Annotated in this window: 4 protein-coding genes and 1 pseudogene; 1 reads left to right on the top strand and 4 read right to left on the bottom strand. The window is 60.2% G+C overall.

The window, feature by feature from the left end:
- Positions 1-13: 13 nt before the first annotated feature.
- Positions 14-3,976, bottom strand: a complete 3,963-nt coding sequence (locus WNE31_RS17630) for a M10 family metallopeptidase C-terminal domain-containing protein (RefSeq protein WP_349981264.1) — start codon at positions 3,974-3,976, stop codon at positions 14-16.
- Between the two features lie 345 nt (positions 3,977-4,321).
- On the opposite strand from WNE31_RS17630, the gene WNE31_RS17625 reads away from it, so the two are divergent.
- On the top strand, positions 4,322-8,455 hold the full coding sequence (locus WNE31_RS17625) for a beta strand repeat-containing protein (protein ID WP_349981263.1): 4,134 nt from the start codon (positions 4,322-4,324) through the stop codon (positions 8,453-8,455).
- A gap of 109 nt (positions 8,456-8,564) precedes the next feature.
- Here WNE31_RS17625 and WNE31_RS17620 read toward each other — a convergent pair whose 3' ends face one another.
- The 3 genes and pseudogenes from WNE31_RS17620 to WNE31_RS17610 all read right to left on the bottom strand — a co-directional run.
- The gene (locus WNE31_RS17620; protein WP_349981262.1) at positions 8,565-10,586 is read right to left on the bottom strand and encodes a calcium-binding protein; all 2,022 of its coding nucleotides are present in this window, start codon (positions 10,584-10,586) and stop codon (positions 8,565-8,567) included.
- 147 nt (positions 10,587-10,733) lie between these two features.
- Positions 10,734-12,641: a calcium-binding protein gene (locus WNE31_RS17615; protein ID WP_349981261.1), complete on the bottom strand. Its 1,908-nt coding sequence runs from the start codon at positions 12,639-12,641 to the stop codon at positions 10,734-10,736.
- An 82-nt stretch (positions 12,642-12,723) separates the two neighbouring features.
- Positions 12,724-13,044: pseudogene (locus WNE31_RS17610) on the bottom strand (hypothetical protein); the annotation flags it as partial.

Here is a 13,044-nt window from a genome sequence, read left to right as displayed (position 1 = left end):
GCACCCAAACGGATCACGCCATCAAGTCATAGACCTGTCCGGCGATCATCAGGTTGATGCTGTCCTGTCCGGCCCCGTCCACAAGCGCCCACATGATCTGGCCCGTCGGGCGGTAGATCACGAACGCCTCTTCCACGTTGTCATCGCCCGAGCGTTCGCCATCCGGGCTGGAGGTGTGGGTGGTGTTGATCTGGAACTGGTCGCGTCGCGCGGTGGCGATGCCAAAGTGCAGCACGTCTCCGTCCGCGGCGTTGTAGTCCTGGACCCAGTCCGAGCCGTGGTCGAAAATCCCGATATGGAAGAACCGGTCCGCATCCGCGCCCCCGTTCACACGGTCATGCCCCCAGCCGCCGTTGACGAAATCATCACCATCGCCGCCGAAAATGAGGTCGGACCACGCGCTGCCGGTGAGAAGGTCGTCACCGGCCCCACCGATCACGGTGTCGGCACCAAAGCCACCTTCAATCGTGTCGTTGCCGTCATCGCCGCGCAGTTCGTCATTGCCATGCCCCCCTGCAATCTCGTCATTTCCGCTGCCGCCATAGATGACATCGCGCAGGTCGTCTTCGCTGGTGCCGCCGATGAGGGTGTCCTGTCCATCACCCCCGATCAGGGTGTCGGTTCCATTGCCGCCATCAAGGAGATCATCGCCGCTGCCGCCATCCAGACGGTCATCGCCCCCGGCACCATCCAGTGTGTCGTCTGCGCCGGTTCCGGCAAGGGTATCGTTTGCCTCGGTTCCGCCAGGAAACAGGAACCCGTTTCCGTTGACCGTCACCACCTGACCCCCAAAAACCAGTTGCTCGACACCGGTGATCGTATCGACCGAACCCAACCCCGTGACCGTCACCACGCCGGACCGCGCTTCGAGAATGAAAAGGTCAGGGTCGCTGTCATAGACGACCCGGTCATTGCCGGCCCCGCCATCAATCACGTCAGACCCATCCCCTGATGTGAACAGATCATCCCCTGCCCCGCCATCCAGCGTGTCATCGCCGACCCCGCCGTGCAGGCTGTCATTGCCGTCATTCCCGACCAGATGGTTGGCGCGCAGATCTCCGGTGATGCTATCGCCGTGGGCCGTGCCCCAGATTGCCTCGATACCCGTGAAATTGTCGCTGTGGCCAAAACTGTCCGTGGCCATATTGGCCTGCATTGTTACCACGATCCCGGCTGGCCCAGTTTCGCTTGCGTAATCAAGAGTGTCGACACCGTCGCGCCCGTGGATCGAATCAGCGCCCGCATTTCCCGTGATTATGTTGTCCCCGTGATCGCCGATCAGACTGTCGGCATGGGCAGACCCGATGATGCCTTCAATGCCGGATATCGTGTCAACCCCGCCCCACCAGCCGTCATCTTGGATTTCGGTTTGGCTCAGGTCGACGCTGACACCACTGGCCGCATCATCAAAGGCGACCCTGTCATGTGCGCCGTCCCCCCCTGCAATCGAGTCATTGCCCGGCCCACCCTGCAGGATGTCATCCCCGGCACCCCCTTCAAGCGTGTCATCGCGGGAATCCCCATAAAGCGTGTCATCCCCGCCATACCCGTAAATCTGATCCTCAGACGTGAACCCGCCCAGCACATCTGCGTTTTCGGTGCCTTCTATCAGCCGCGGCCCATCCACCATGGTCGAGTTGCCATTGCCAAATTCCAGCTGTTCCACCCCGATCAACGTATGTCGCCCCCAGAACGTCGTTTCCACGATCAACCCTTCAGCGGTTCGTTCAATGCGGGCATCCACATCATGAACGGTGAAACGGACCACATCCCATCCGCCGCCTCCGTCAATGGTGTCATCTCCCTGTCCGGGGAAAAAATAATCATCCCCGGCGCCGCCGCGCACGCTGTCGTCGGTTGCTGACCCCGAAAAGTCGTCATCTCCGGCGCCAAGGTCGACCTGGTTCGTGGACGTGTAGACTGAGATGCCACTCAGTATGATGTCGTCGTCTCCGTCCGTACCGATCAAAGTTTGGCCGTTGAGGTCGAGTTCCTCGAGGCTGAAGCGTGAAATTTCCATGTCGGAAATGGACCCACCCCGATAGAACGCCGTGTCCCAGCCGTCATTGCCTTCCAGCTGGCCGGTCCAGTTGTTCTCTTCTCCGAAGATCAGGGTGTCGTCCCCGTCCCCGCCGTGGAGGGCGTCTACCCCATGGCCACCATCAAGCGTATCGTCCCCGGGACCGCCGACAAGCGTATCGTTGCCCGCCAACCCCTCGAGATAATCATTACCTTCGGTACCGCCCAGATAGTCGTCGTCTTCGTTTCCCTGAATTGGCGGGATTTCAATCTCGATACGGCCATCGTTGAATTGCAGGAATTCGACATAGCTAACGACATCGTAAATCCCCGGCCCGATCACCGTGGTGATGGCATCTGTGGTTTCAACCGTGAAATCTGCCACGTTACCATCGTAATAGGCCACATCAGTGTTATCGCCCCCGTCAATCCAGTTGCTTCCCCTGCCCGCATAGATATGGTCGCGTCCGCCCTGCCCCGAGATGCTGTCATCGCCGCCCAGCCCGTAGATTTCATCCCCGTCCGGCGTACCCGTCATTTGGTTGTCCAACGCATTGCCAAGGGTCACGATCCGGTCGCTGAACTGCGCGCGCTCGACGCCACGCAACGTATCTGTACCGTCGGCGCGGTTCTCCTCGTGGATAATCGAAACCGACCCGTCTGCGTTGCCCGTGAACCGGTATTCCGCCCGTGCGCCAGAGAATGCCGCAGTATCAATCCCGCTGCCGCCGATCAGGGTGTCGTTTCCGCGCCCGCCGATCAGGACATCGTCACCATGGCTCCCGTTCAGAACATTGGCCTGCTCATTGCCGATCAGAAGATCTGCATGCTGACCACCGGTGGCATTTTCGATCTCGACCCCGTGGGCAATGGCAAAGCCGCCGTCGAGACCAGTATAGGTGCCGTTGTTCAGGGTCAGAACACGCGAGAAAAATCCGCCGGCGTGATAGTTCTGGTCTACGGTTTCTGTACGTACCGTTTGCGCGAGGCTGTTGTAGAAGGATGTATGGCGCAAGGCCGTAAGTGACGGCGCGACGTCCTCGGCAACGCCGCTTCGGTCCAGCGTGGCATCATTGAGGTTGATCAGAACGGAATTTGTGGATCTGTCATAGTCAAGCGTGTCCACGCCGCCGGTATCCCAAATCGTCGCATAGGCCCGTCCGATATGCATGTCGCCTTCGTGCAGTTGCAGGGCCTGCAGCCCTGCGTCGAACAGCGTGTAGGTGGAATTGCCCTCGGCATAGCCATCCACACCGTATTGCTGTTGCAGTGCCGCGACATCCAGCGCCATCAGCGTGACTGCATGGCCATAGGTATTGGCATTGGTCGCATCCACATAGGACATGACAGTATATCGTTCATTGTTGAGCCCCGCCCCGACACTGTTCAGCGCCGGAAACCCAGCCACGTTGTCATCATGGGGGTGCAACAGCCCAAGCCCGTGGCCGATCTCGTGCAACAAAGCCCAATTGAGATATTCGCCGCCCCCGGTTTCGGGGTCCGCATTCATATGGGCATAGCTGCTTGTATAAGCCCCCATCGACCAACTATCCCCCGGACCGCGCAGGGTTCCGGGCGGCAGGTCGCTGAAACCTTCAAGGTTCTCGTCCGGATGGCCGGATGTCACATAAAGCAGGTCAGCATTCGTTTCTGCAGTCGCGGCATTGGTGATCCGGTTGAAATCCGTGAACAACATCGCGTCGATCGTCTCGAAGGCGCGCTCGATCTGGGTGACATAGGCAAAGCTAGCGTCCGGGAGGCCCCCGTACATGGTGTTGGCCTCGCCCATATACCCGTCCAGGAAGGCCGCGTCCCATCCCAGGATATCCTGATTGCCGAGATAGTATTCCAGCGTTGCCTCGGACCAGACCGTGTTATGCGTGATATCCGCCAGCAAGGTTCTGCCAGTTTGCGGGATCGTGTTCGAAATTGCGCGTTCTGCACCTGTGCCAGCCATGTGATATCCCCCTTGTCCGGCCACACAGGCGGCCAGAGCGCGATGGGATGCTTGCGAGGGGGGGGTGCGACAGCAGGTGTCCTGACGTCGCACGCATTCAGTTACCGGTGTAACCGCATCCTCCCCTTTGGCGGCATGCACATCGCCTTGGTTTGCGGCATGTCATGGACGGGCATGCGCAAACGCTGTTGCACTTCGCGAAAGCCACCCGCCCAGAAAGGGTCGGATAGACGATCCGCCTCTATGGTGGTGCATTACATATCATTCACGAAATATATGACTTGATGCATATCAAAATGAACATGCCTTTTCCCGAATATAATGTAGGGAAGAGGAGAGATCATCATGGCGAATTATTTCATAACCAATGTCTATACAGACGACAACGATGGCGCGATCAACGGCGGGAGCGCCAATGACCGTTTGACCTACAGCTACACGATCCCGGGAACCGGCGTGTCCACAGGGTATTTTTCCGGTGACCTGGCATCAGGCTATTCGGGCTTGTTCGACGGCAGCGGCGGCAACAATGCATGGTATACCGGCATGCAGCATTTCACCTTCCTGACCTCAGTAACCGGCAATGACAACATCCGGTCGGGTGATGGCAACGACTCTCTGATGTCGGGCGGCGGGGATGACACTCTGAACTCGGGTGGTGGCGACGATACCGTCGATGGCGGTTCCGGCAACGATTACTGGATCGCGAACCGCAGTGCGGACAGTTCGGTCAACGTGAACCTCAACGGGGTCTCGGCCCTGACCGGGGGCGGATCCGTGCGCAATATGGAAGGGTTCAACCTGACAACGGGCGCAGGCAACGATGTGATTACAGGTCACCAGTCAAGCGTGTATGCAGATCGCGTCTACGCCGGGGACGGAAACGACCGGATCATCTTGTGGACGGGGTCTACAGATGAAGCACACGGTCAAGGCGGATCGGACCGGCTTGTGGTGCAGAACCAGACCGGCGCGACATCTGTCGGATACTGGTCTGGCAATCTGGCGGATGGATATAACGGCCTCTATGACGGGCCCGGCGGCGACAACATCTGGTTCTACGGGATTGAACACTTCACCTATCGCGATCTTGTCGGGGAAAACGATAACATTACCACCGGCCACGGAAACGACAGTCTTCTTGGCGCTGGCGGGGACGATACGCTTAATTCCGGCGGTGGACATGATACCGTTGACGGGGGTGATGGCCGGGATTATTGGATCGCGGATCGCAGCGCCGACAGCATGGTCAATGTCAACCTGAACGAGGTCTCTACCCTGACCGGGGGCGGATCCGTCCGCAACATGGAAGGGTTCAACCTGACCACCGGCGCGGGCGATGACCTTATCACCGGACACCAAAACGGTGGATATGCCGATACGGTCTATTCCGGCGACGGTGACGACCTGATCACCATGTGGATGGGTGACGGTGACGAAGCCCATGGTCAGGGCGGGACCGACCGTCTCGTGCTGACAAACGAGATTGGCGCGGTGAGTGTCGGATACTGGTCAGGTGATTTGGCGAACGGTTATAACGGCCTGTTCGATGGCCCAAGTGGCAACAATACTTGGTTCTATGGCATCGAGCACTTCACCTACACCGATCTGGCTGGAGGAAACGACAACGTCACAACCGGCCACGGCAATGACAGCATCCTAGCGGGCGTAGGAGATGACACCGTCAATTCCGGCGGCGGTGACGATACGATCGACGGTCAGTCCGGCACCGATTACTGGATCGCCAACCTGTCCGGCCATGCCTTGGTTGATGTGAATCTGAATGGTGTTTCGGACTTCGAAGGCAATGGATCCGTGCGCAACATGGAAGGCTTGAACCTGACCACCGGGGCCGGAAACGACATCATCACCGGCCATCGTGACAGCAACTTTGCCGACCGTGTCTATAGTGGCGCGGGCGATGATCTGATCACCATGTGGATGGGCAGCGATGACGAGGCGCATGGCGGCGCGGGGCAGGACCGCCTGGTTCTGATCAATGAACGCGGCGCGACCAGTGTCGGATACTGGAGTGCCGGCGAAACCGACGGATATAGCGGCCTTTTTGATGGGCCCGACGGCAACAATACCTGGTTCTACGATATCAACCACTTCGACTATACCGACCGCGCAGGCGGGAATGACAACATCACGACCGGCGATGGCGATGACAAGATCGTCGCAGGCGCGGGCAATGATACGGTCAATTCGGGCGGTGGCGATGACTCGGTCTACGGGGGCACCGGCCTTGACTACTGGATCGCCAACCGCAGCGCGGATGCCATGGTCAACGTGGACCTGAACCAGGTCTCTACCCTGACCGGCGGTGGCTCGGTACGCGCGATGGAGGGCTTCAACCTGACGACCGGCGCAGGCGACGACCTTATCACTGGGCACCGGAACAGCGTCTTTGCGGATCGCGTCTATGCGGGCGATGGCAACGATATCATCACCATGTGGACAGGTGCCACCGACGAGGTGCACGGCCAGGGCGGGTCGGACCGGATGATCCTGACCAACCAGCATGGCGCAACGAGTGTCGGCTACTGGGCCGGAAATGCCACCGACGGCTATAGCGGTCTGTATGACGGCCCCGGCGACGCCAACACATGGTTCTACGGGATCGAACATTTCAGCTATACCGATGAAGTGGGCGAGAACGACAACATCACCACCGGTGCAGGGGATGACAGTCTCCTGAGCGGTGGCGGAGACGACAGGGTCAACTCCGGCGGTGGCCATGATACCGTTGACGGTGGCGCCGGAAACGATTTCTGGATTGCCAACCGCAGCGCAGACGCTCTGGTCGATGTGAACCTGAACGAAACGTCGGACCTGACGGGCGGCGGATCGGTCATGAACATGGAAGGGTTCAACCTGACCACCGGCGCCGGGAATGACAGCATCACCGGTCACCAGAGCAGCGTCTTTGCAGACCGCGTCTATGCCGGTGATGGGGACGACCTGATTACCATGTGGATGGGCGAAACTGACGAGGTGCGCGGACAAGGCGGCACCGACCGTCTGGTTCTGACCAACGGGCAAGGCGCAATCAGCACCGGGTATTGGTCGGGAAATGCCACCGATGGCTATAACGGGCTGTTCGATGGACCGGGCGGCAACAACACCTGGTTCTACGGCATCGAACACTTCACCTATCTCGACATGGCGGGCGGCAACGACAATATCCGCACCGGCGACGGGGATGACAGCATCTCGGCGGGGGGTGGCGATGACAACATCACCTCGGGCGCGGGCAATGACACCGTCGATGGCGGTGCCGGCGAGGACCGGATGCATTTCGGCATCCACAGCAGCGCGGTATCGAGTGTGTCGATGGACGATGCGTTCTTCTATATCAACAGCAGCGCGGGCCGTGACACCGTCGCGCGCAACGTCGAATACTATGTCTTCAATGACCAGACCCTCAGCGACGCCCAGATGGCCGCCCTGGCCGGTCAGGCCCCGACGGGCGCGGTTGTGGTGACAGGTACGCCAACGCAGGGCGAAACCCTGACAGCGGACACCTCCACCGTGGCGGACGCCAACGGTCTTGGGCCGTTCTCCTACCAATGGCTGCGGGACGGGGTCGCGATCCCGGGAGCCACGGACGCAACATATGTCCTGGGTCAGGACGACGTGGACAGCGCCATCTCTGTCCGTGTGTCCTATACTGACGGGATCGGCACGCAAGAGGCGCTCACAAGTGCCGCAACCGACCCTGTTGAAGGCAGCGGACTGCACCTTGTGGGCACGCAAAATGCCGATTTCCTGGATGGTGGCGCGGGCGATGACACGATTGAAGGTCTGGCCGGGAACGACCGCCTGCGCGGGTTTGACGGCGACGACAGCCTGCTTGGCGGCGATGGCGCGGATACGATTGTCGGTGGCGACGGCAATGACCAGATCATCGGCGGCACCAGCGACAACGACCTGCGCGACGTGGTCTATGGCGGCGTTGGGAATGACAGCATCTCGGGTGGTCACGGCAATGACGAGCTGCGCGGCGACGCTGGCAATGACACGATTGAGGGCGGCGTTGGTGCCGATACCGTGATTGGCGGGGCGGGCGACGACGTTCTTACCGGCAGCGGATGGTCCGACCTGATCTTCGGCGGCGATGGCGATGATTTCGTCAACGGCGGCTGGGGCCATGACCGTGTGAACGGTGGCGCGGATGCGGACCGGTTCTTCCATATCGGCTATCAGTCGCATGGCTCGGACTGGATCCAGGATTATGACGCGGCCGAGGGCGACCTGTTGAACTTCGGGATCGGAAGTGCCACCGCATCGCAATTCCAGATCAACACAGCCCACACGACCAGCCCATCCGGCGAACGCTCGGGCGATGACACGATTGAAGAAGCGTTCATCATCTATCGCCCGACAGGCCAGATCATGTGGGCCTTGGTCGATGGCGCAGGTCAGGACAGCATCAACCTGTTGATTGCCGGAGAGGTTTACGACCTGATGGCATAATCGCGCCTGATAACAAAAAAGAAGCCCGCCAGAAAACTGGCGGGCTTTGTTGTTCGAAACTGTTGATGCGCAGGGCGGGCGACCTTCCCGTCGCGGGCCCTTCGATGCATCAGGCCATGAGATCGAAGATATCGGACCCGATCCGCAAGTTGATCGAGTCCTGCCCGGCCCCGTCTACGAGCGCCCACATGATTTGCCCTGTGGGACGGTAGATCACAAAGGCCTCTTCGGTGTTGTCGTCTCCAGACCGTTCGCCCGCAGCATTCGAGGTGTGCGTGGTATTCACCTGGAACTGATCGCGGGTGGCCGACGCAATGCCGAAATGCAGCACGTCACCGTCGGCGGCATTGTAATCCTGAATCCAGTCAGAGCCGTGATCAACCACACCGATATGGAAGAACCGGTCGGCCCCTGCCCCGCCATTGACAAGGTCATGCCCCCAACCACCGTTGACGAAGTCGTCCCCGTCACCGCCAAAAATCATGTCGCCATAAGAAGAACCGGTCAGAACATCATTGCCCCCGCCGCCGATCACGGTGTCGGCGCCAAAGCCGCCCTCGATCGTATCGTTCCCGGCATCGCCGCGCAGTTCGTCATTGCCGTGACCACCTTCGATGCTGTCATTCCCAGCGCCGCCATAGACCACGTCGCGCTGGTCATCTGCCGACGCCCCGCCAATCAGATGGTCGTCGCCCGCGTCTCCGATCAGCGTATCCGGCCCGTCCAGCCCGCGGATCGTGTCGTTGCCATCGAAACCACGCAGCCGGTCATTGGCTGCCGTCCCGACCAACACATCCGCGCCGCTTGTGCCGTCGCGGGTGACACCCACGGGCGCAGGCCCGTCAGGAAGTTCAAGGAAAACCCCGTGCAGGTTGTCCGCCACGCCGTCTACCAGCACGCCGGAGCCGTCGGTCAGCGTCATGAAGACATCGCCATTGTCGAGCAGGCTCAGATCTCCAAGGGCCTGCGCGCCTGTCTGGTTGGGAATGATCACTGCGGGCGCGCTTTCAAGCGACCCGTCGGCATTCACGATCACCCCCATGATATCGGTGTCGCCATAGGTCACTGCGTGGGTCCAAGCCACCAGCAGCCGCCCGCCGTCCAGCCCGAGAAGCCGGTAAGGTATGGTGCCGGGCTGGATCACGGTGTCATCGGCGGTCGGGATGTTGACACTTGAGTCAAAGCTGCCATCCGCACCAAAGCGGTCCACCCGGATGGATTCATCGCCCTCGGTGCCAAGCTGTTCGTTATAGGCATAGGCCACGGCGAACCCGCCATCCGAGAGCGCCGCAACGCGCATCGCAGACCCGTACCCCCCGCCATTCTGGTCGGGCTGCGGATCGTGGTTGAATTCAACCGGCGCAGTGGCCCCCGCAATCGAGGATGGCGCGCTGGTCAGATTCGGTCCGGAAATGCGCACATCGTATCCCGAAAGCTGCCCTCTGAAGGCCAGCAGGACGATATCACCTGATGCCAGCTCGGCCAATTCCAGCGTGAACAACGAACTCGGGGCGATGCGCACGGGGGTGCCAAGCGTCTGGCCATCATTTGCCACGAAGCGGGCCCATGTGCCGTCTTCCGCGTCAAGCCCGTTGCCGCCGCGCAGGGAATAGACAAGGACCGCGCCCCCTTCCGAAAGGCTGTGTATCTGGGTACCCTGCACGTTGCTGGCAAGGATCGAGTTATAGACTGCGGGATCATAGGTGGTCTGGTTGGGCGAGGCGAGCACCGAAGCCCCTTCAGGCGCACCCGCCGCCGTGTAGGACCGCACATGCGCGTCATAGACAAACACCGTCTGGTCATCACCTTCGACCTGATCGCGCGTCAGCGAAAGCCAACTGACCACATATCCCCCATCCGTCAGCGCGGCCACGTCTGGCAAGGAATGCGATCCGATGTTGATGTCATTCACAATGGTTGCATCCGTGGCCGGCGTGCCGTCCGCGTTCAGAATGCGGGTCCATGTGTCAAAATCGAGGGCAACGCTGCCGTCCCCCGGATAGTTCAGTTCATTCCAGACGACCGCGATGCGGCCATCGGCCAGCACTGCCGAGGCTGGTGCGCTTCCAAGGCGGCCAAAGAAACCTTCTCCGCTGCCAAAAATGATGTCGTTCGTATGAGAAATGGGCATGAAGACCTGTCCCTGAAATGGCGAAAAACGAAAAGCAGGCAAAAGGAGGGCCCATTGCCTGCCTCATTTTATGCTAAACGGGCCATGATCACGCAACAAAAGTTTGCAGCACTCACAAATTTGCCGCGCTGCGAACCCCAGTCTAAATCACGCCAGAAGATCGTACTCTACACCCGCGATCCGGATGTTGATCTCCGCATTCCCGAAGCCGTCTACCAGCGCCCAGAGGATCTGGCCCGTGGGCTTATAGATCACAAACGCCTCGTCAACACTGGCCTCGCCCGCATTCGCCGTGTTGGCGCGGTTTACCTGGAACTGGTTGATGGTCGCGCTGCCCCCATAGAGCAGCAAGTCGCCCTCAGCCGCGTCATAGTCCTGGATCCAGTCGGACCCGTGCCCGGCCACGCCCACATGGAAGAACCGATCGGCACCGTTGCCCCCATTCACCCGGTCGCTGCCGAACCCTCCATTGACAAAGTCGAACCCGTCGCCGCCAAAGATCAGGTCGCCGAAATTCGAGCCCGTCATCACGTCATCACCCGCGCCGCCAATCACCGTGTCAGCGCCTGCTCCCCCGGCAATGTCGTCATTTCCGGCATCGCCGCGCAGCTCATCATTACCGGCCCCGCCCTGGATCGTGTCATTGCCGTCCCCGCCAAAGACCACGTCGCGAAGGTCGGCGTCGGTCAGGCCGCCGAATATCTGATCATTTCCGGCACCGCCAATCAGGGTGTCAGCCCCGTCACCGCCCTGCAGGATGTCGTTCCCCGCCAAACCGTCGAGGCGATCATTCGCATCCCCACCCTGCAGAATATCATCCCCGTCGGTGCCAGTCAGGTTCATGGGTTGGTCCGGCGCATCACCGACATTGCGCAGAACCGCCTCATCGGCGACCGCCGAGGCGCGAAGGGAGAACACTTCTCCGCCCGGCCCGACGAAGATATCGCGCGCATCGGCATCGGGAATGCGCAGTGTTTCCAGCGCGGTCCGGTCCGCCGAGAAATGGCGGACAATGGTGTCGTCCCCGCTGTTCAACCGTGCCGTATCCGCCTGGTGGATCAGCGCGAAACTGCCATCCTGCAACCCCACAAGGCGCGGCCAATAAAGCAGGCCCGTCACACCGAAACCGCCATCGGTATCCGCCTCGGGTCCGGCCACCAGCAGATAGGGATCAACCTCGATCGCACCGTTCGCATTCACGACCGCCGCATACAGCCCCTCAGAGACAACGGGCGCGTTGTAACCCACCCCATCCGCGATGTAGCCCGACCAAACTACCAGAATGTGCCCATCGTCCATGCGCAACGTGTCGATCGAGTCAAAGCGCACGCCATTTGCACCGCCACCGATATACTGGCGGAACTCCTGATTCCCGCTCAGCAACATGTCCGTCAGGTTCAACCGGTCGGCATAAGACTGGATTTCGCTGGCCGTGAACGGATCAACGGTGCCAGTCTCAATCGCATCGTCGATGAAGCTGACGAAGAGCGAGCCGGGATCAATCGGCTCAGACGTAGCTTCATCCTGAAACCCGGCGACGACAAAGCCTTGCTGGGTGTCGATGATGGTCGTGCCATCAAAGGGAAACGCCTCAAACGCAGAGTCAGTCGACAATTCGTAAGGCTCATTGATCCAAAGGGCGCCACCCTCGTTGAGGAAAAAGGTTCCCGTGCCGTCCTGGATCCAGCCCTCTTGGCGAACAGTATTCAGAAGATCAAAGTTCTGCGCCCCGAACAACACGAACCGGTCGGACGATGTGACCGGCCCGGTGGGGACACCGGCGGCATCGAAGGTTTCAACGGAAAACAGCGGCTCTCCGGCATTCGCGTCGAACCCGGCATAGCGATAAACCTCGAACCCGCCCCCGGTGGTTTCCTCGAAATAGATGATGTCCTGTGCACCATCGCCATCAAGCCGCGACAACAAGGTCTGGTCTACAACCTGGTTCCCGTCCGGGGCCGTGATCCGAAACGCCGCATCGCGGTAATCATTGGTGACGAAGTCGAAGAAGCTGAGGATATTGCCGTTCGACAGGGTGAAATGGGCACTGGCCATCGTCAAAACCTTTTCTCAAATTAGCTGCTGCTTGCGCCATATAAATCAGCGCAAGCAATAGGAAAGAATGGCCACTCACATATCACGCCAGCAAGTCGTACTCCACCCCCGCGATCCGAATGTTGATATTGTCCTGCCCCGCGCCATCGACCAGCGCCCACATGATCTGGCCCGTGGGGCGATAGATCACGAAGGCCTCTTCCACGTTGTCATCGCCCGAGCGTTCGCCGGTCGGGCTGGTGGTGTGGGTCGTATTGATCTGGAACTGGTCCGCCGTCGCCGTGCCTATGCCAAAGACCAGCACGTCGCCTTCGGCGGCGTTGTAGTCCTGAATCCAGTCCGATCCATGGTCGCGAATGCCAATATGGAAGAACCGGTCTGCGCCGGCACCACCATTCACGCG

The organism is Shimia fortis (assembly GCF_040225985.1).
Lineage (GTDB): Bacteria > Pseudomonadota > Alphaproteobacteria > Rhodobacterales > Rhodobacteraceae > Shimia.
This window is presented reverse-complemented; position numbering and strand designations above follow the sequence as displayed.